The 19853-nt window shown below is 66.6% G+C and carries 19 protein-coding genes and 2 pseudogenes; 4 read left to right on the top strand and 17 right to left on the bottom strand.

What is annotated here, in order from left to right; all coding sequences use genetic code 11:
- Positions 1–54 precede the first annotated feature (54 nt).
- A pseudogene (locus M5I08_RS08075) lies at positions 55–889 on the top strand (SAM-dependent methyltransferase).
- Here M5I08_RS08075 and M5I08_RS27430 read toward each other — a convergent pair.
- Positions 876–1139: pseudogene (locus M5I08_RS27430) on the bottom strand (rhomboid-like protein); the annotation flags it as partial. The pseudogenes M5I08_RS08075 and M5I08_RS27430 overlap by 14 nt on opposite strands.
- Before the next feature lie 126 nt (positions 1140–1265).
- Here M5I08_RS27430 and M5I08_RS08065 point away from each other — a divergent pair.
- Positions 1266–2315 (top strand): PE-PPE domain-containing protein, encoded by a 1050-nt coding sequence (locus tag M5I08_RS08065; RefSeq protein ID WP_219067473.1) that lies wholly within the window; start codon positions 1266–1268, stop codon positions 2313–2315.
- A 218-nt stretch (positions 2316–2533) separates the two neighbouring features.
- On the opposite strand, the gene M5I08_RS08060 is transcribed toward M5I08_RS08065, so the two are convergent.
- The 4 genes from M5I08_RS08060 to M5I08_RS08045 form a co-directional block, all read right to left on the bottom strand.
- On the bottom strand, positions 2534–4450 hold the full coding sequence (locus tag M5I08_RS08060; protein WP_219067472.1) for an alpha/beta hydrolase family protein: 1917 nt from the start codon (positions 4448–4450) through the stop codon (positions 2534–2536).
- Between the two features lie 4 nt (positions 4451–4454).
- Positions 4455–6236, bottom strand: coding sequence for an N-acetylglutaminylglutamine amidotransferase (locus M5I08_RS08055; protein WP_219067471.1), 1782 nt, complete (start codon positions 6234–6236; stop codon positions 4455–4457).
- 78 nt (positions 6237–6314) lie between these two features.
- Entirely contained in the window at positions 6315–8183 is a 1869-nt protein-coding gene (gene glmS / locus M5I08_RS08050; RefSeq protein WP_219067470.1) for a glutamine--fructose-6-phosphate transaminase (isomerizing), read from the bottom strand.
- Positions 8184–8353: 170 nt separating this feature from the next.
- Positions 8354–8710 carry an Mtp family mycobacterial-type pilin gene (locus M5I08_RS08045; protein WP_219067469.1) on the bottom strand — a complete coding sequence of 119 codons (357 nt, stop codon included), beginning with the start codon at positions 8708–8710 and terminating at the stop codon, positions 8354–8356.
- A gap of 238 nt (positions 8711–8948) precedes the next feature.
- Between M5I08_RS08045 and M5I08_RS08040 the strand changes: the two genes are divergently transcribed.
- Positions 8949–9395, top strand: coding sequence for a cupin domain-containing protein (locus M5I08_RS08040; RefSeq protein ID WP_370328626.1), 447 nt, complete (start codon positions 8949–8951; stop codon positions 9393–9395).
- A 27-nt stretch (positions 9396–9422) separates the two neighbouring features.
- On the top strand, positions 9423–10265 hold the full coding sequence (locus tag M5I08_RS08035; RefSeq protein ID WP_219067468.1) for a dienelactone hydrolase family protein: 843 nt from the start codon (positions 9423–9425) through the stop codon (positions 10263–10265).
- Between the two features lie 124 nt (positions 10266–10389).
- Here the strand turns inward: M5I08_RS08035 and M5I08_RS08030 are convergent, their stop codons facing one another.
- From M5I08_RS08030 to M5I08_RS07975, 12 genes are all read right to left on the bottom strand, one after another.
- Positions 10390–11742 carry a hypothetical protein gene (locus M5I08_RS08030; protein ID WP_219067467.1) on the bottom strand — a complete coding sequence of 451 codons (1353 nt, stop codon included), beginning with the start codon at positions 11740–11742 and terminating at the stop codon, positions 10390–10392.
- A 79-nt stretch (positions 11743–11821) separates the two neighbouring features.
- On the bottom strand, positions 11822–12130 hold the full coding sequence (locus tag M5I08_RS08025; RefSeq protein ID WP_219067466.1) for a type VII secretion target: 309 nt from the start codon (positions 12128–12130) through the stop codon (positions 11822–11824).
- A gap of 93 nt (positions 12131–12223) precedes the next feature.
- On the bottom strand, positions 12224–13561 hold the full coding sequence (gene glmM, locus M5I08_RS08020) for a phosphoglucosamine mutase (RefSeq protein ID WP_219067465.1): 1338 nt from the start codon (positions 13559–13561) through the stop codon (positions 12224–12226).
- A 99-nt stretch (positions 13562–13660) separates the two neighbouring features.
- Positions 13661–14197: a 30S ribosomal protein S9 gene (gene rpsI, locus M5I08_RS08015; RefSeq protein ID WP_249763196.1), complete on the bottom strand. Its 537-nt coding sequence runs from the start codon at positions 14195–14197 to the stop codon at positions 13661–13663.
- Positions 14194–14637, bottom strand: coding sequence for a 50S ribosomal protein L13 (gene rplM, locus M5I08_RS08010; RefSeq protein ID WP_219067464.1), 444 nt, complete (start codon positions 14635–14637; stop codon positions 14194–14196). The genes rpsI and rplM overlap by 4 nt, the downstream gene beginning before the upstream one ends.
- A 239-nt stretch (positions 14638–14876) precedes the next feature.
- On the bottom strand, positions 14877–15173 hold the full coding sequence (locus tag M5I08_RS08005; protein WP_219067463.1) for a WXG100 family type VII secretion target: 297 nt from the start codon (positions 15171–15173) through the stop codon (positions 14877–14879).
- A gap of 11 nt (positions 15174–15184) precedes the next feature.
- The gene (locus tag M5I08_RS08000; RefSeq protein ID WP_219067462.1) at positions 15185–15511 is read right to left on the bottom strand and encodes a WXG100 family type VII secretion target; all 327 of its coding nucleotides are present in this window, start codon (positions 15509–15511) and stop codon (positions 15185–15187) included.
- A 53-nt stretch (positions 15512–15564) separates the two neighbouring features.
- Positions 15565–16506 (bottom strand): Ppx/GppA phosphatase family protein, encoded by a 942-nt coding sequence (locus M5I08_RS07995; RefSeq protein WP_219067461.1) that lies wholly within the window; start codon positions 16504–16506, stop codon positions 15565–15567.
- A gap of 49 nt (positions 16507–16555) precedes the next feature.
- Positions 16556–17047 (bottom strand): DUF501 domain-containing protein, encoded by a 492-nt coding sequence (locus tag M5I08_RS07990; RefSeq protein WP_219067460.1) that lies wholly within the window; start codon positions 17045–17047, stop codon positions 16556–16558.
- Entirely contained in the window at positions 17040–17675 is a 636-nt protein-coding gene (locus M5I08_RS07985; protein ID WP_219067459.1) for an FtsB family cell division protein, read from the bottom strand. Before M5I08_RS07985 ends, M5I08_RS07990 begins: the two co-directional genes overlap by 8 nt.
- Positions 17676–17687: 12 nt before the next feature.
- Positions 17688–18977, bottom strand: a complete 1290-nt coding sequence (gene eno / locus M5I08_RS07980) for a phosphopyruvate hydratase (RefSeq protein WP_219067458.1) — start codon at positions 18975–18977, stop codon at positions 17688–17690.
- A gap of 91 nt (positions 18978–19068) precedes the next feature.
- On the bottom strand, positions 19069–19800 hold the full coding sequence (locus M5I08_RS07975; RefSeq protein WP_219067457.1) for a lytic transglycosylase domain-containing protein: 732 nt from the start codon (positions 19798–19800) through the stop codon (positions 19069–19071).
- Positions 19801–19853 lie beyond the last annotated feature (53 nt).

The raw sequence follows: 19853 nt of genomic DNA, 5'->3' as shown, positions 1-19853 counted from the left end.
ACAGTCGATTAAATGAGCTAAGTATCAAGCCGGCACGACACAGGAGAGGCGAACATGGCACGGACCGACCGTACCGATAATGACACCTGGGACTTGGCTACCAGCGTGGGCGCCACCGCTACCGGCGTCGCGGTTGGCCGCGCGTTGGCGAGCCGGGCGGCTAACCCACTGATCACCGATCCCTTCGCCGAGCCGCTGGTCCGCGCGGTGGGCGTCGACTTCTTCACCCGCTTGGCCACTGGCGAATTGAATCCGGCCGAGGTCGACGACGACGGCGAGTGGGGCGTGCAACGTATGCGCGACATGATGGCCGTGCGCACCCGCTACTTCGACGACTTCTTTGTCCGGGCGACCGACGGCGGAATCCGCCAGGCGGTGATCCTGGCATCGGGATTGGATGCCCGCCCCCACCGCCGACCTTCGCTCGGTGGCCATCGATCTGCGCGACGACTGGCCGACCGCACTACGCAGGGCCGGTTTTGACCCCGCCCAACCCACCGCGTGGAGCGCAGAGGGCTTGATGCCGTTTTTGCCGCCGGACGCTCAGGACGCGCTGCTGGACAACATCGCCATGCTGAGCGCCGCGGGTAGTCAGCTCGCCACCGAGAGCGTGGCGGACGCCAGCCAGGCGCTGCCGATGATGGCAGACCGGATGCGCCAAGCCACCGAACGATGGCGCGATCACGGGTTCGACGTGGAACTGGCCGATTTGTGGTACGGCGGCGACCGCAACGACGTGGTCGACTATCTCGGCAGCCACGGCTGGGATGTTTCGGCCACCAGCGTGGCTGACCTGTGTGCCGCGCACGGTCTTTCGGTGCAGACAGACAACGACGAGGAAGCCGCGATGTTCTCCGGGCTCGGATACGTGAGCGCTACCTGGACTTAGGTACAACGAGTAGCTGAGCCGGGCGCACTGGTGGTCCGTCCCGGCGTCGTGCCACCGGATAGAGCAGTAGGCCGATGACGATCGCCGAGAAGTGGCCGATCGCAGTGAACTTCCGGTCGAAGATCAGCGGGCCGAGGAAGACGGTGATCAAGACGGCGAGCTAACCCCATCGCCGCGGCGTCGCGACATGATAGGCGAGCACAGCGATCACGCCGACCAAGAAGTAGCTGACCCCGATGCGCTTGCCTTCGCGCGGTGAGGCCGAAACTTTGACGGCGCCCTGCCGAAGGGTTAGCCTTGCTACGCCAGCGCACCTTCCTTGCTTGACGGCTAGCCGCGTCCGACAGCACCGTGCCCAGGTATCGGAGGACGGCCGATGAACAAGGTGGTCGCCGGCACGGTCTTGACCCTACCGTTGCTGATCAGCGGATCCCTGTATCCGATAAGCGGATCACGCTATCCACTGCCGACCACTAGGGTCTATCGCTGCGATGTGGCGTTAACGAGCGGCGATGGCGCCGATAGCAACGACGCCCTGGTTCTGATTCCGGCGGAAAACGCGGAGTATGCCGACGTCGCCAATGCGCTGTATCTGGCGCCGAACGGGTTCGACGGGACCGCGACGGTTTTCCTCACACCAGATGTGGGCAACGAGGTGCAGAACATTGGGCCCGGCGTGCAAGCGCTGGTGCAAACGATCGAAGGCGACTACAGCGCCGGCGATTTGAGCGCAGCAGACCCGCTCTACGTCTTCGGTTACTCGGCGGGCGCGGTCGAGATATCCCTGGCCGAGCAGCAGCTGGCGGCCGACCACATACCCCAAGCTGATCTGAATTTCGTCATGGTGGGCGACAGCGCGTCTGCCGAGGGCGGGTTTTTGAACACGGTCGTCAGCTCGCTGCCTGAGTCGTGGCAGCAACCGGCGACCGAGCTTTTCGCCCTGGCGGGAGTGACTTCTCCGGTGCTGGGCGCCACCACTCCCGACGACCTGTACCCCACCGACGTCTACTCCCTGACCGGAGATGGCTGGTCAAACTGGGACAACGGCGCCAACCTGCTCGGCATGTTCACCGATCACCTGGAATACCTGGGTTTGACGCCGACCGAAATCGCCTCGGCCACCCAGACCACGGACGGCTTGACCGACTACTTCAGCATCGACAGTTCAGGCGTCGACGGTCTGTCGGCTTTGTGGAACACAGCCTTGCTCGGGTTGGGGATAATTCCGCCCAACGCGACCGCCGACACCGTCGCCGCAGCGGCGACTCCGGCCACCGTATCCACCGACACCGCTGAGGTGTTGGCACAGGCCGTGCAAGCGCTGGACCAAATTCCCCAGGCCTCGCTCGACGCCCAGCAGCTGGGCGTCGAGCTTGGCGCCGAGATCTTCAGTAGCCTCGGCATCGCGGACTCCCTGCTGCCCTGATCGGGACATACGGCGAGCGGGTCGGTCAGCCCGGGCCGGTCCGTCGATGTGGCCTATGCACGCCCTATGTACGCCCTGTCACGCAAGTCCGTCACCCTACCGCTGAGTCGACGGAGTGGGCGAACATGCCCGAGTTGGTCCGGTCGACCCCGGCCGTCGACCTCACCGATCTTGGCCTGTTATTCAACCCCGACGCCCTGCTCTCGGGTCTGGGTGCACTATGACACTTCGACGAGCGGCTCGGCGGCGCCGAATGCTCTGTTGAGCCATGCGCTCATCGTGCTGGCCAGCGCTGCCCGATTCTCGCGTTTGATGATCGCGTGTCCGTCGTCGCTGAAGAAAAGGAAGCGCACGTCGCGGCCGGCTGCACGCAACGCGTCGACGATCTGCTCGGATTCGCTGGGCGGCACGTTGGTGTCGTGAGCGCCGTGCACCACCAGCAACGGCGCGGTCAACGCATCGACACGGCGCAGCGGCGACAGTCGCTCGAGCACCTCGCGGTCGCTGATCGGGTGGCCGTACTTGGCATAGGCCGCCTCGGCGATCCACTGCTCGGTGTTGTGATACCAGGTGGTGAGGTCACTCATACCGCAGATGGTGACACCCGCCGCGAACAACGCCGGGTAGAACGTCATTGCCGCCATGGTGAGATAGCCACCGTACGACCAGCCGGCGCAGGCGACGCGATGCGGTTCGGCCAGGCCATTCTCGACGATGAAACTCACACAGTCAGCGACGTCGTCGATGGCCGCGAACCGCTTCTCCTTGTCGTCGGCGTGAGAAAACGTCCGGCCGAAACCGCCCGAGCCGCGGACATTCGGCGCCAACACGGCGATCCCGTCGTTGACCAGGTAGGAAAAAAACTCGTTGTAGCGCGGCCGGGACTGGCCTTCGGGCCCGCCGTGCAGATAAATCACCGCGCCCACGCTCTCGGTATCGGTCGGCCGGTACAGCCATGCGTTGAGCTTCAACCCATCCCGCGTGGTGATCGTCTCGGGGCCTGCGCCGGGCGAGAAACCGGGGACGATCGGACCGCGGCTGGGTTCGCGGTCGATCGGTTCCCATTCGCGCGTGCGCGGATCCACCAGCGCAACGGTCCGCGGCAACGACGGTCCCTCGAGGGTCATCGCGACCACCGAGCCCCCGGCGCTGATCGACAACTCGCTTGCCACCATGCCCGGCAGCGGGATCGGTTCGTCCAGCGTGTAGTCGGCGTACTGAAGGATCTGTAACTCGCTGCGGCCCTGCATATTCCAGAGCAATGCCACCGTGGACAGGTCATCACTGACCACGAACTCATCGAGGTCGCAGTCCGGCCGTTCTGCAACCACGAAGTAGCTGACGCCATCGTGGGTGGCCGTCACCTCGAGCAACCGCGCGTGCTCGCACCCATTTTCGCTGCGGATCAGTGCCCGCACGTATCCGCGGCCGAACCAGTCAGCCCGCAACCCCCGGCGGCTCCGGGTCGTTTGGTAGGTCTTGGCCGGCCGGTACAGCTTGGTCCGCTCGCCATCCTGGCCGTGGAGCAGACGGCGCGGATGGTGGTCGTCGAGAATCACCCCATGGTCGGTGGTCGAGCCCGGATCGGAGGGCAGCAAAGCGATTTCGGTTTGGCCGTGCAGCATGACCAGTTCGCGATAGCCGCGCGGACCGACCCGGATCAGCGCCGCCCCGGCCCACGCATCGACCAGTCGGCCGCCGGATCGGCAATCCAGGACTGCGCAAGTTCCATCGGCCGGATCGATCAGGCACGACCGGCCCACCCCGTCCTCACCGGTCAGGATCGCCGCCACTTGAACGCCGTCCCAGGCGATCAGGTCGGCGGTCCCGGCTTCTTCGCGATCGATGCGCCGCGCCATTCGATCGTCGGGATCTGTTGTGACGACCCAGATCTGCCTGCGGGTGCCGCCTTCGGGCGCCACCTCGCACGCCAGCCACTGACCGTCGGCGGAATGGATGACGCGAGAGACCGGACCATCCACCGGCAGCTCGACGTCTCGCGACGAGCTTGCCCGCCAGCCACGTAGGAAGCGTTGCACCGCACGCGGATAGCCGCCGTCGTCGATGAGATGGGCGAATGCGGTGGCGTCCGGGGACAGTGATGCGCCGTAAAGTGCGCGCACCTGCGCTCCCATCCGATCACACCTCCATGCTCTGCAGCCACATCTCAAGCACCCCCAGCTGCCAGAGCGAGTTCGCGTCCAGCCGGGTCCGTGTCTCGTTGGGCGCCGCCATCAGGGCCTTGACGCTCTCGGCACGATACAGCCCGCGACTGCGCGCAGCATCGTTGGTCAGCGCGTCAACCACCATGTCCAACAACTCGCCGTGCAGGTGGCGGATGCTCGGCACCGGAAAGTGGCCCTTGGTCCGGTCGATCACTTCCGACGGTAGCAGCGCGCGCGACGCATCCTTCAGCACCCCTTTGCCGTTCGAGGCCAGCTTCAGCTCGGCTGGGCAGGTCGCCGCCAGCTCGACGAAGTCGTGATCGAGGAACGGCACCCGCGCCTCCAAGCCCCACGCCATCGTCATCGAGTCGACACGCTTGACCGGATCGTCGACCAACATGACCTGAGTGTCCAGGCGCAGCGCGGCGTCCACCGCGGAGTCGGCGCCCGGGGCCCGCTGATGCGCGCTTGCGAATGCGCGGCTCACATCGTCGTCAATCCCATACTCGGGAGCCAAGATTGACAGCACATCGTCGTGGTCGCGGTCGAAGAACACCTTCGCGTAGGCCTCGGTGGTCTGTTCGCGGGCAATGTTGGCCAACGGCGGGTACCAGAAGTAGCCCGCCAAAATCTCGTCGGCGCCCTGCCCGGACTGCACTACCTTCACCGATTTACTGACTTGTTCTGACAGCAGGTAAAAAGCCACGCAGTCGTGGCTGACCATGGGTTCATTCATCGCCGCAACGGTTTTCGGCACCGCGGGGATCAACAACGAGGAGTCGATGTGGATCTTGTGGTGGTCGGTGTCGAAGGTCTTGGCCACCAGGTCGGAATAGAAGTACTCGTCGCCGGATTCGCCGTCGGCAGCGTCGAAGCCGATGCTGAAGGTGGCCAGCCCATGCTGGCCCTGCTCAGCGAGCAGCGCCACCACCACCGAGGAGTCGATGCCGCCGGACAGCAACACACCGACCGGCACGTCGGCGACCATTCGGCGTTTCACGCCGGCCCGCAACGCGTCCATCAGCGCGGTCTGCCAGTCGCCTGCCGTCCAGGACGCCTTGTCCGGATGCCGACGAAAGTCGGGATTCCAGTAGACGGTGTCGGAATGCGAACCGTCGGGCCGGATCACCCGCACTGTTGCCGGCGGCAGCTTGCGGACGCCCTGGTAAACCGTGCGCGGCGCAGGCACCACAGAGTGGAATGTCATGTAGTGGTGCAGTGCCTGGCGATCCAGTTCGGTGTCCACGCCGCCGGATTTGAGCAGTGCGCGTACCGTCGACGCGAACCGCAGTCGGCCCGGGGAGGATGCCAGATACAGCGGCTTGATGCCCAACCGGTCTCGCGCCATCGTGACGACGCCGGTGTCACGATCGGCGATGACGAACGCGAACATGCCCTTGAACCGGTCGACGCAACGCGTCCCCCACTTGTGAAAAGCCTTGATCACGACCTCGCTGTCGGCGGTCGAGAAGAAGCGGTAGCCGTCGGCCGCAAGCTCCTTACGAAGCTCCTTGTAGTTGTAGATGCAGCCGTTGAACACCAGCGTCAGCCCGAGATCGCTGTCGACCATCGGTTGGGCGCCGCGCGCGGACAGGTCGATGATCGACAGCCGCCGATGGCCGAATGCCACCGGCCCGTGCGCGACCAGGCCGTCGGCGTCCGGTCCGCGCGACGTCATCGCACCGGTCATCCGGACTACGGCGTCGACATCGGCCGCTTGCCCATCGAAGCGGATCTCACCGCAGATGCCGCACATGCCTCCTCTTCCGTCTGAGCGGAGCCTGCCCACCCAGGTGTCGTAACCGCCCGGCCGCAGGACCAGCGAAACCAGCCACTACTCGACGGTGACCGACTTCGCCAGATTCCGCGGCTTGTCGACGTCGTAGCCGCGCGCCTGTGCTACTGAGGCGGCGAACACCTGTAGCGGAATGGTCGACAGCAGCGGCTGGAAAAGCGTTGACACCGAGGGGATTTCGATCAAGTGATCGGCGTACGGGCGTACCGTGTCGTCGCCTTCCTCGGCGATGACGATCGTGATGGCCCCGCGGGTCTGGATCTCGCGGATGTTGGACAGCAGCTTGGCGTGCAGCATGGCCGACCTCTTGGGGGACGGCATCACGACGATCACCGGCAGATCGTCCTCGATCAGCGCGATCGGGCCGTGTTTGAGCTCACCGGCGGCGAAACCCTCGGCATGCATGTAGGCCAGTTCCTTGAGTTTCAACGCGCCTTCCAGCGCCACCGGGTAGCCGACGTGGCGACCGAGGAACAGGATGGTCGACGCCTGGGCGAACCGATATGCCAGCGCGGCCACCGGTTCGATATCGGCGATGACCTGGGCAACTAGATCCGGTATGGACTCCAGCTCGCGGTACTCGCGTTCGACCTCGTCGGGATATTTGGTGCCGCGGGCCTGCGCCAGGGCCAGGCCGACCAGGTAGTTGGCGGCGATCTGCGCCAGGAACGTCTTTGTCGACGCCACCGCGATCTCCGGTCCGGCGCGGGTGTAGAGCACCGCGTCGCATTCGCGCGGGATCTGGCTGCCGTTGGTGTTGCAGATGGCCAGGACCTTGGCCTTCTGCTCCTTGGCGTGCCGGACGGCCTCCAAGGTGTCCGCGGTCTCACCGGATTGCGAGATGGCCACCACCAGCGTGCTGCGGTCGAGCACCGGATCGCGGTAGCGGAACTCGCTGGCCAGCTCCACCTCGACGGGCAGCCGGGTCCAGTGTTCGATCGCATACTTGGCCAGCAGCCCGGAGTGATACGCGGTGCCGCAGGCGACCACGAAAACCTTGTCGATCTCGCGCAGTTCCTGATCGGACAGGCGCTGCTCGTCGAGCACGATCCGGCCGTCGACGAAATGCCCGAGCAGTGTGTCGGCCACCGCGGCGGGCTGTTCGGCGATCTCCTTGAGCATGAAGTACTCGTAGCCGCCCTTCTCGGCGGCGGCCAGGTCCCAGTCGATATGAAAATGCCGTGCGCTTTTCTCGGCGTCATTGCCGTCGAAGTCGGTGATCCGATAACTGTCGGCGGTGATCACCACGGCCTGGTCCTGGCCGAGTTCCACCGCGTCGCGGGTGTGCCCGATGAACGCGGCCACGTCGGATCCGACGAACATCTCGCCGTCGCCGATACCGACGACCAACGGTGTGGAGCGGCGCGCGGCGACAATGGTGCCCGGCTCGTCGGCATTGGCGAACACCAGGGTGAAGTGGCCTTCGAGGCGGCGCAGCACCGCCAGCACAGAGCAGACGAAGTCGCCGGCGGTGTCACCGTGGTGATACGCCCGCGCCACCAGGTGGACAGCGACCTCGGTGTCGGTGTCGCTGGCGAACTCGACGCCGTCTGCTTCCAGCTCGCGGCGCAGGATCACGAAGTTCTCGATGATCCCGTTGTGGACGACGGCGATCTTGCCGGCGGCGTCACGGTGCGGGTGCGCGTTGCGGTCGGTCGGACGTCCGTGGGTCGCCCAGCGGGTATGACCGAGGCCGGTAGTCCCGGCCAATGCCGCGGGCTGGGTGTCCGCAAGCGCGCTTTCCAGATTGGACAGTCGTCCAGCCCGCCGCCGTACCGTCAGCTGGCCCACCCCGTCGACCAGCGCGATACCTGCCGAGTCATAACCGCGGTATTCCATCCGGCGCAGTGCGTCGACGACGACGTCGCGAGCGGGCTGATGCCCGACATATCCGACGATTCCGCACATAGCCCATCAGAGTAGTGCAGCCGCCCCCCTGCGGCGGCTGCACTGGCCCGTCGTGCATGTAGTTTTTCCCGGAAAAAGTAGCCCCTATCTGGGTATCTGCCTTTTCACCACAGGCTAGGGCCTGCTCCGGCTGCCCTGCCCGAAGTGACCGCAATGGCCTAGGTGGCTGGTCAGCGCCCTCCTTGGTCGCCGTTCCAGCCGCCCTGGCCGCCGTTGTTCGGCCCACCGGGACCCCGCCCGGGACCACCCGGGCCGCCGGGGCCACCCGGGCCGCCGTCAGGGTGCCAATCGCCTTGGCCGTGCCAGTGGCCCTGGTCGTGGGGCTCGCCGTCGTCGTAGTTGTCGTCGTGGCAGCGGCCCGAGTCCCAGTTGTTACCCCAGGCCGGGTTCCAGTTCTGGCCGGGGCACCAGTGATAGTCCGGCATCGGCCCCGGGTAGGCGTGGGCAACGCTCGCCGCGCCCAAACCAGCAAGTCCCAGACCTGTGGTCACCGCAGCCGCGGCGGCGATTCGTTTAATGTTTTTCACACCGTCTTCGTACCACGCAAACCGGAGCGGGCATACAGCTTGCCCGGAAATCCTCTTGTGAATACCTATGAATCAGCGTGGTATGGGCTGGGTTCCAGTATCCGGAATCAGTGATGCCGACAGGCGCGTAAGCTGCCAATCAGGCTGCTGCACAAGAAGTCACGAGCCGCCGGGTCGCACTCGACATATGACAGACATGACGAACCGGCACCGTCGAGGCAGAAATGAGACACCAGTGATCGATGACGGGTTTCATCCCGACTTGCAGCAAACCCAGCGGGTCGGGCGCAATCGAGTGCACCATGTCAAGTCCGCTGACATCGATGCCGATACCGCGCAAAGCGAGGGCATGCAGCGCTTCGCCGCGATCAGTGGACGCACGGTCGGCTCGGAAAAACTCTGGATGGGTCAGACGCACGTCCACCCACAGGCGATGTCGGCCAACCACCACCACGGCGAATCCGAGACGGCGATATTCGTGCTGAGCGGGCACCCCGACTTCGTCTTCCATGATGGCGACCGAGAGGTGCGGATCGCGACCAATCCCGGCGACTACGTCTTCATACCGCCCTATTTGCCGCATCGCGAAGAGAATCCGAGTCCAGACCAGCCGGCCACCGTCGTCATCGCTCGCAGCACGCAAGAGGCGATCGTCGTCAATCTGCCAGAGCTCTACGCGCTGTAGCCCGTCGGGCTGCGCTACCGTCAACGGGTGACCAGCACTCGCAAGCTCGTTGCCGCCCTTGCCCGGCCCGGGCCGCATCACGTCCTGCGCGGCGACTTGGCCTTTGCGGGCCTGCCCGGTGTGGTTTACACACCCGAAACAGGGCTGAGCCTGCCGGGCGTGGCCTTCGGCCACGACTGGCTCACCGGCGTCGAGCGTTATTCGGGCCTGCTGGAGCACCTGGCGTCGTGGGGTGTCGTCGCGGCGGCCCCGGACACCGAACGCGGACTCGCACCATCGGTGCTCAACCTGGCCTTCGATTTGGGCACCGCACTCGACATCGCCGCGGGAGTGCGCCTGGGCCCGGGCAAGATCAGCGTGCATCCCGACAGACTCGGGGTGGTCGGTCACGGCTTCGGCGGCTCGGCCGCGGTGTTTGCGGCAGCCGGAATGAAAGCCAAGCCCAAGGCGGTGGTCGCAATTTTCCCGACCGTCACGAGCCCGCCGGCCGAACAACCGGCCGCCACCCTGAGCGTGCCCGGTGTGGTGTTCAGCGCGGCCGGCGACGCGAAGAAATTGCGTTCCAACGCCGTTGGACTATCCCGGGCCTGGCGCCCGGCCACGCTGCGAGTAGTCGGCAAAGCCAAGCCCAGCGGACTCGCTGAGGGCCGTCGGCTGGCGACGGCGTTCGGCCTCAGCGGCCCGGATCGCAAGACCCACGAGGCGATTCGTGCTCTGCTGACCGGGTATCTGCTGTATGTCCTCGGCGATGACAAGACGTATCGCGCCTTCGCCGATCCAGACGTCGAGCTACCCAAGACCGTCGCCGCCGAGCACGAGACGGCGCCGGTAACCGCTGAGGAAAAGTTCGTCGCGTTGCTCAAGGGCTGACACGGTCACCCTGAGATCGGTCTACCGATTACGTCGGCGCCAACATCGAGTGTGCGCTGGCGGCTTCGAGAGTGAACCTGCGGCGGGATGTTCGATTTTCGCGCCGACAATGCACAGTCGGCGGTCACTGCCCAGCCTGCGGTAGTTCGTCTGCGGCGATCTCGCAGGGAGTCGACCCGTCGGGCTGCGGCGGTTCGGGCTGCCCTTCGGACGGCGATGGCTGCGGCGGGGCATCCGGCGGGGTGACCTGCTGAGCTATCGGCTCGTCGACGGAATCGCTTGCCGCCGGTGGGTTCTCAGTGGGCGCTTCGGCGCCGACGTCGTCGCCGGCGGCGTCTGCATCGGTCGGCCGGGCGTCAGCGGTCTCGTCGCCGGTCTCGTCACCCAGCGGATCGTCGGCATCCAGCGGATCGTCCAACAGCGGATCTTCGGAACCCGAAGGATCGGAGAGCCCGTCGGCCAACGAACCCAGTAGGCCGCCGATGCCGTCGACGACCTCGCCGACGAGCCCGCCAAGGCTGCCGGCGAGCCCGCCAAGGCTTCCGAGATTACCCGCGCCGGTGGATAATCCAGCGGCATCGCCCAGCGGCGCGCCCAGGTCTGCAGGCGCTGGCGGCGGTTGCGCTGGCGGCGGTTGCGCTGGCGGCGGTTGCGCTGGCGGCGCCGGAGCAGCAACCGCAGCGGGCACCGTGGGCACGACAGCGGCCGGCGGTGGCATCCGGGGCACGGTCGCCGTGGCCGGGGTTGGCGCGAGCGGCTCGTCGAACACCGGTGGCCGGCGTGGACCCAGCTCGCCCGGAATCTCGAAGCACACCTCGCGCGCCGAGGCCAGCGCGTGGATCGCTTCGTCGTAGGACGCCTTCACCGACGCGGTGGTCGAGCGCATGGCGCCCAACCAGTCGTCGCGAATATCGTTGTCCACGTACGGAGTAATGTGCAGGCGGACGAGTTCTTCGGCCGCTGATCGTTCGCCCACCCCGGCCGTCACCGTGTGTGCGGCGGCCAGCCAAGCTGACCGCTCCCCCACCCTGCGATCGTCGATGGCGACGGCCGTCGCGGCTTTGCGGTCCACAAGCTGCCACAGGGTGTCACGCAACACCGCATATTCCTCGGCCGCGGCGCGGACATGCGCGGCCAGCTGCGCCGCGTTGTCGCAGTGGCGTTGCAGAAACGCCGTCGCCGAGTCGGCTCCCAAACCCGTCCAGGCCGCCGCGATCTCGGCCACCTGCATTCGCTGCAGCCACAGCGCCTCATCGAGAGTATTGGCGGCAGCGTGAAGTTCAGCGCTGTCGTCGTCGAGAATACGAAGGTCAAGCCCGGCTTCGGTGTCATACCAGCCGTGGACCTGCGAAGCGTGCGCGGTCAGGTCGGGGTGCTGATAGCCGAGCTCGTGGCATGCCTGCACGTAGGTCTGCGTGTGCTCGACGGCGGGCCGGCCCTCGGCCAGCCGCGCCGCCACGTCACAACGACCGGCCATATGCGCCGCTCCTCCTCATCGCTTCTCCCCCTCGCCGCTGCGCGGCCGGGGGGTGCCCCCACTGCATCGTCGCCGCGGGTCAGCCAAGATTCACCCGGCCGGCAGCACTCAGGTCGGCCTCGGCGTAGCGGTCGGCACTTGCCCGCAGCGCTGCGGCGATCTCCACGCTCGCTCGTGCCCATTTCGAAAGCTCGCCGGCCAGCCGATTCAGGGCGAACCGCAGCGCGTCGCCGTGACCGGTATAGGCCCGTCCGGCGGTGACACCGTCGAAGGCCAACCTGGCAACGCGGGTGCGCAGCGCGTCGTCGATGCGTTGCGCGGTGTCATCGAATCGATTCGCGACCATCCGCATGGCCGCGGCGTCGACGAACGCATTTTGTTGTCCCATACCGGGTTCGACGTATCACGGCGTCCGGGAGTTCCACGAAGGCGACGATGCGGGCCGCAAAGCGGCCCGAGAAGGAGCCGAGCAACCAGACTGTTAGTGCTGAGTGCGGACCGTCTCGGCCACCAGGGTGGCGAGCCGGTGAGCCGTGTGCTCGTCGCCCGCTTCCACCATGACTCGAATCAGCTGCTCGGTTCCCGAGGGCCGCAATAGGATTCGACCGGTATCACCAAGCTGCGCCTCCGCCTGTTTCACGGCAGAGCAAACGGAAGGTGCGGCGATGGCGGCGGCCCTGTCAGCGACCTCGACGTTGATCAGCACCTGCGGCAGGGTGTGCATCGCCGAGGCCAGCGTGGCCAGCGACGAGCTCGTCTGCGCCATCCGCGACATCAGCCGCAGACCGATGAGAATGCCGTCGCCGGTGGTGGCCAAGCCGGGCAGCACGATGTGCCCCGATTGCTCGCCGCCGAGGCTGTAGTCACCGGATCGCAGCTCTTCCAACACGTAACGGTCACCGACGCTGGTAGTGCGAACGGTCACACCGGCCGCGCGCATCGCCAAATGCAGCCCGAGATTACTCATCACGGTAGCCACCAACGTGTTGTTGGCCAACTCGCCGGATTCGTGCATCGCCAGCGCCAGAATCACCATCAGGTGGTCACCGTCGACGACCTCGCCGGCAGCATCGATCGCCAGGCACCGGTCGGCGTCCCCGTCGTGCGCAAGACCCAGGTCGGCGCCTTGAGTCAGCACCGCCGCGCGCAGGGCATCCAGATGTGTCGACCCACACCGCTCGTTGATGTTGAGCCCGTTGGGTTCGGCATTGATCGCGATGACCCGCGCACCGGCGGCCCGGTAGGCGCGCGGCGCGGCCGCTGATGCCGCGCCATGGGCGCAGTCGACGACGACAGTCAACCCGTCGAGCCGAGCGGTGCCGGCCCTGCCGACGTGGCGCAGGTAGCGGTCGAGCGCATCCTCGGCGTCGACCACCCGCCCGAGCCCCGCGCCGACGGGACGCAGCCCCGGCCCTTCGGCGACCAAATCTTCGACCTCGTCCTCGGTGGCGTCGTCGAGTTTGTGGCCGCCCGGCCCGAAGATCTTGATGCCGTTATCGGGCATCGGGTTGTGCGACGCGGAGATCATCACCCCGAAGTCGGCGTCGTAGGCGCCGGTCAGATAGGCCACCGCCGGGGTCGGCAGCACCCCGGCCCGCAGCGCGTCAACGCCTTCGCTGGCCAGCCCGGCGATCACTGCGGCTTCGAGCATCTCGCTGCTGGCTCGCGGATCGCGACCGACCACAGCGACCCGCCGGCGCGCGCCGCCCGGGCTCGAGAGCCGCCGGGCAGCCGCAGCACCCAAGGCCAGTGCGAGCTCAGCGGTCAGCTCGCGGTTGGCGACTCCGCGGACGCCGTCGGTGCCGAACAGTCGACCCATGCGGACAAACCTCTCACAATCGACGGCCCTGCACGTACGCGACTACCCAATAACGCAGACCGGCGCCCAACCGGTACCCGGTCGTAACCGCGCTGGATATTAGCGCTTGCTGTACTGGGGCGCCTTGCGAGCCTTCTTCAGGCCGTACTTCTTGCGCTCGATGGCACGCGGGTCACGAGTCAAGAAGCCGGCCTTCTTCAAAGCGGGCCGGTCCTCGGGCGAAACCAGAATCAGTGCCCGGGCGATGGCCAGGCGCAGTGCGCCGGCCTGGCCAGATGGACCGCCGCCATCGAGGTGGGCGAAGATGTCGAAGCTCTCGAGCCGGTCGACAGTCACCAGCGGCGCCTTGATCAGCTGCTGGTGCACTTTGTTGGGGAAGTAGGCCTCTAGGCTGCGGCCGTCGAGGTCGAATTTGCCGCTACCGGGCACCAGCCGCACCCGGACCACGGCCTCCTTGCGGCGACCGACCGTTTGGATCGGACGCTCGATGACGAAGGAGTCCGCCCGCCTCGCCGGCGCGGCGACAGCCTCGGGGGTTTCAGCGGCTTCAGCGGCTTCGGTGGCTTCAGCGGCTTCGGTGGCTTCAGCGGATTCGGTGGCTTCGGTTGCGTCGGTTGCTTCATTGATTTCGGTCATTGGGCCACCTGCTTGATCTGGTATGTAACGGGCTGCTGGGCGGTGTGCGGGTGTTGCGACCCGGCGTAGACACGCAGCTTGCGCTTGATCTGGCGGCCGAGCTTGTTCTTTGGCAGCATGCCGACGATCGCCTTTTCGACTACCCGGTCTGGGTGCTTCTCCATCAGCTCGCCGATCGTGCGTTTCCGCAGCCCGCCGGGATAACCCGAGTGGCGGTAAGCCAGCTTCTTGTGCAGTTTGTCGCCGCTGAGGGCGATCTTTTCGGCGTTGATGACGATGACGAAGTCGCCGCCATCAACATTGGGGGTGAATGTCGGCTTGTGCTTGCCGCGCAGCAGGGTGGCTGCCGCGACGGCAAGGCGGCCGAGCACCACGTCCGTGGCGTCGATGACATACCACGCCCGCGTGGTGTCACCCGCCTTCGGCGCGTAGGTAGACACAGCGCTTACCTTCTTTCTCGGGTTGGATCCCGGTGTGACCGGGTGCCGGTCAGGCGTCCGCGGCAAGGGAGTGTCTCGGCGACCGACGTTGACCCGAGCCCCGGCGTACCGCACGCCAACGGTGCAGCTTACCGGCCGTCATCCACGCAGGTCAAAACGCTCGACCCGAGGTAGCGCTGCGCGGTCCCGCGGCCTCTCCCTGCCGCCGGGACCGCGCAGAGTCTTAATCTGACCAGCGCCTATCGTGCCCACACCCCGGCTGCCCGGTGATCGGCGGCCGCGACATCCTCGGCGCCGGCACGTACCGCGTTGCCCAGGTCGACCAGGATTTCGTTGAGCGCCGTCGCCGCCTGATGCCACCTCAGCTGCTCGATCCCGTAAGCAGCGGCAGCTTCCCGGGTCCACAGTTCTTGCAGCGGCGCAACCTGAGATTTCAGCTCCTGTAGCGCGGCGTTGAAGCGGGCGGAGGTGGCGTGAATTTCCTGGCGAACCGAGCATTCGATCTCGTCGAAGTTGTACGCCAATTGTGGGTCCACGGGTGCTGGCCTCACAGATCCCCGCCGGCGGTGCCGATGTGGTGCGCATGGTTGTCGGCCGATTCCCGCAATGCGGCTTCGTTAAGGCGGATGGTCTCCGCGATGCCGTGGAGGGCATGGTGGAGTTTCATCGACTCCGCGTTCCACCGCTGCACCACGTCTTTGAAGCGCGCTGCCGCGGCTCCGCCCCACACTGACGGCGGCACGCTGCTCATGCGACCGATGAATGCCTGCAGCGTCGTCCGGATCTCTTCATTGCGGGTGTCGATGGACCCGGCCACCGAGCGCATCAGATCGAAATCGGTGCTCAGCGTGTTGCTACCAGCGGGTGTGCTCATGACATATAGGACTCCCACTGGTCTGCTCCGGTTCCCGTGGGTGGGGCGCGAGATCAGTCGGCGATCGAGAGCGCGATGCCGTCCAGGATGTCGCGCTCGCTGACCGTCAACGCGTCAATGCCGGCGCGCTCATGCAGTGCGAACGCCAATTCCTCGACGACGATCGCGCCACCGCCGATCACGTCGGCGCGTCCGGCGTGCATCGGTCCGAGCGCGGCGCGCTGTGCGCGAGACATGCCGATGACGTCGTCGCACACCACGAGCAGCCGGTCCATGCTGACCCGCGAAAGATGAATGGCCGCAGAGTCGTACGTCGTCATGTTGTGCGCCAGCGCCGCGATCGTTGTCATCGTGCCGGCCACGCCCACCCAGGTGCGGGCCTGTTGGACTGGGACGGCGCACAGCGCACCGCCGAGCCGTTCGCGAACCACTGAGCGGGCAGCCGCAACCTCAGCGGCCGTTGGCGGGTCCGAATGCAGACAGCGCTCGGTCAGCCGCACGCAGCCGATGTCGGCCGAAAAGCTCGCCACCACGGTGTCCGTGCCGAGCACGATCTCGGTCGAGCCGCCACCCAAGTCGACGATGACGAAAGGCGCCGCGGCGGAGCCTAATTCGTTGACCGCTCCACGGAATGAGAGTTCGGCCTCTTCGGCGCCGGTGATCACCTCGGCGACCGAACCGTCGAGCACGCCGCCCAGCACATCGGCCGTCATCGCGAAGAAGACATCGCGATTGCCGGCATCGCGCGCGGCCGACGTTGCGACCATGCGGATCCGGTCAACGCCGTGCGTCGCGCATAGCGCCACGTAGTCGACGAGCGCGGCGCGGGTGCGCGCGAGAGCATCCAGCGCGAATCGGCCGGTTGCGTCGACGCCCTGACCGAGCCGCACGATGCGCATCTCGCGGTGCACGTCACACAGCTGCCCGTCGACCGCGTCGGCGATCAGCAACCGGATCGAGTTGGTACCACAGTCGATTGCGGCGACCCTGCTCATCTGCGCCGCTCCTCAGCATCGCTCCGCTCTGCATCGTCGCCCGCGCGCGTCACATCCACTCCCGCGGCGCCAAAATCCCGGCCATCGACGGGTCGGCCGCCAGCACGGCCAGCGCCTCGTCGCCAAGCGGGTTGGTTCCCCGGCCTTTTGCCAGCGAGTGCGCGATCAGCGCATGCAGACACTTGACCCGGTTGGGCATGCCACCGGCGGAAAACTCCGTCCCCAGTGGCTCGATGGCATCCCGCTCCGCCAGATACAACTCATGTGCCCGTCGGTAGGCGGCGGCCAGGTCGGGATCGCATCGCAGCCGCTGCGTCATCTCCCGCATCATTCCCGAGGATTCCAACCTGCTCGCCGCCGCGGTGAGCGCCGGGTGCGTCAGGTAGTACAGGGTCGGAAATGCTGTGCCGTCAGGTAGTTTGGGCGCAGTCTTGACCACGCCGGGCTCACCGCTGGCACACCGGTAAGCGATCTGAAGTACGCCACGCGGCTTGCGGCCGAGCTGGCGCGCCACCGCGTCGAGGTCGTCAGGGTCAACCACCGGGCGGCGGCGGACTCGGTGGGGCAGGCGGCGGCGGGGTGACACTCGGCGGACCGTGCGGGGTGTCGGCGATGGTGTGCCACAGCGACGTGTACCAAGGATCGCCTGTAGCCGCGGGCTCCGGCTGGGGGCCCTGCTGGGCGGGTACGGCCACCGAGGGGGGGAGCTGTACCTGATATGGGACGTCACCCGGCTTCACGAACCCCAGACGCTCGCGGGCTTGGGCCGCAATGTAAGCCGGGTCACCGAGTTTGCCCTTCTGCGCCTCGAGCTCGGCGATTTGTTGCCGCAGAGCAGCTTCGGAGGCAGCCAGCTGTTTCATCTCGGTGCGCTGCGCGAAATAGGTGCGGACCGGGCCGGCGATGGTCAGCGTCAGCACGCAGACAACCGCGGCCAGGATCGCCGCTCGCCGCGCCGTCAGCCCGAGCCGTTGCTCGGAGCGTTGCTCGGCCGATTCGACGATCGCATGTTTGATCGGTTCGACCGGATCTGGCATGGCACGCGACGCGTTCGGCGCGGGGCGGGCTGCCGGCGACTTGCGCGTCCGGCCCCGTTTCGAATCGCCGGCCCGGGCCGGTCGCGGCGCCTGTGAGCGCCGCTTCGGTTCTGGCCGTTTCGATTCGGGCATGATCCCTATCGGCTAACCGGCTTCCGGCGCGTACCGCGGGAACGCCAGGTCGCCGGCGTAGCGGGCAGCATCGCCGAGCGCTTCCTCGATCCGAAGCAGCTGGTTGAACTTGGCGACGCGCTCGCTGCGCGCCGGTGCGCCGGTCTTGATCTGTCCGCTCCCGACAGCCACCGCGAGATCGGCGATGGTGGTGTCCTCGGTTTCGCCGCTGCGGTGGCTCATCATCGTCCGGTATCCGCTGTGGTGCGCCAGCGCGACGGCGTCGAGCGTCTCAGTCAGTGTCCCGATCTGGTTAACCTTGACCAGCAACGCATTCGCGACACCGCGCTCGATGCCTTCTTCCAGCCGTTCGGGATTGGTGACGAAAATGTCGTCGCCGACGATCTGCACCCGGTCGCCGATCACCGTCGTCAGGGCCGTCCAACCGTCCCAATCATCTTCGGACAGTGGATCTTCGAGGGATACCAGCGGGTATGCACCCACGAGGCCGGCGTAGAACTCGGTCATCTGCTCAGCGGAGCGGGTGTTCCCCTCGAACTTGTAACCGATGCCGCCGGTGTAGAACTCGGTGGCCGCGGCATCGAGAGCGAGCGCCACATCGGGGCCGGGTTTGAAACCGGCGGATTCGATGGCCCGGCTGATCAGATCCAGCGCGGTCTTGGTGTTGGCCACGTCGGCGGCGAAGCCACCCTCGTCGCCCACGGCGGTGGACAGGCCCTGTTTCTTCAGCACCGCCTTCAGCGCGTGGTAGACCTCGGCGCCCCAGCGCAGCGCTTCGTAGAAGCTCGGCGCCCCGATCGGGGCCACCATGAACTCCTGGATGTCCACGGCGGTGTCGGCGTGCGCGCCGCCGTTGAGGATGTTCATCATCGGCACCGGCAGGATGTGCGCGTTGGGACCGCCGAGATAGCGGAACAGCGGCAACTCGGCGGAATCGGCGGCCGCCTTGCTGACCGCCAGGGATACCCCGAGGATGGCGTTGGCGCCCAACCGCGACTTGTCCGGGGTGCCGTCCAGGTCGAGCAGCGCCTGATCGACCAGCCGCTGATCGTCGGCGGACAGCCCGATGACAGCCGGTGCGATTTCGTCGAGCACAGCCTGCACGGCCTTCTTCACACCCTTGCCGCCGTAGCGGTCGCCGCCGTCGCGCAATTCGACGGCCTCATGCTCGCCGGTCGACGCTCCGGACGGCACCGCGGCCCGTGCGAATGTCCCGTCGATGAGGGCCACCTCGACCTCGACCGTCGGGTTGCCGCGCGAGTCCAGGATCTCGCGGGCTCCGACCTGCTCGATAATCGGCACTGAGTTCTCCTTAGCGTGGTAAGGGCGTGGTAAGGGCTAAGTACTGCCATCGGTAGCCTAGAGGTACTGCCATCGGTAGCCTAGAGCCTGCTCAGAGCGGGCGCCCCGCGGCATAGGCGGTCGCCCAGTCGCGTACGGCTCGGGCATACACGTCGGAGTAGTTGTACGCCCGCAGCGCCTCCATCCACCCTCGCGGTGTGGCGAGGTCCTTCCCGCGCCAACAGAGATAACCCGCGGCCGACAACGCGGCATCGTCAATGTTGTCCACGCTGACCACGCCGTCGTTGTTGGCATCCACCCCGTACTCACGCCACGTCTCGGGGATGAACTGCATCGGTCCCATGGCCCGCACGGCATTGAAGCCGGCGTCCATGCCGCCCGCCTCGCTGTCGACGATGCGCAAGGTGCCATTGCTCCCGTCGAGCACCACGCCCCTGATCGGGGGGCGCACATCTCCGTTGGCAGACAGGACCGCGTGGTGGTAAGTGCCGTGGTGGCTCTCGACCTCACCGATACCGGCCAGGGTCGTCCACGCGACGTGGCAGCTCGGGTTTTCCACCTCGGCGACCCGCGCGGCGTAGCCGTAGGCCTCCAGCGCGGTGACCGGGATTTTCAGTGCCGGAGCATGTGCAATGGCCCACTGGCGCAGCTGATCGGCGGGCCGGCCTTTGACGTGGGTGCCGACCGGTGGCACTGCAGCCCCCGGGGGCGGCGGCACACCCTTGAGAATGTAGGGGCCCAGCTGCCAGCTACAGCTTGATGCCAAGAGCAGCGCTGTCGCCCCCACGACGGCGAACGCCCGCAGCCAACGCACCGGCGACACGACAGCCCCCTACATACGATTACCCGACCATGGTCCCACGGGATTCGAGTAGG

This window comes from Candidatus Mycobacterium methanotrophicum (assembly GCF_023515995.1).
In the GTDB taxonomy this organism is placed as follows: domain Bacteria; phylum Actinomycetota; class Actinomycetes; order Mycobacteriales; family Mycobacteriaceae; genus Mycobacterium; species Mycobacterium methanotrophicum.
Note: the sequence above shows the minus strand (reverse complement) of the source record. Positions and strands in the feature narration are given on the sequence as shown.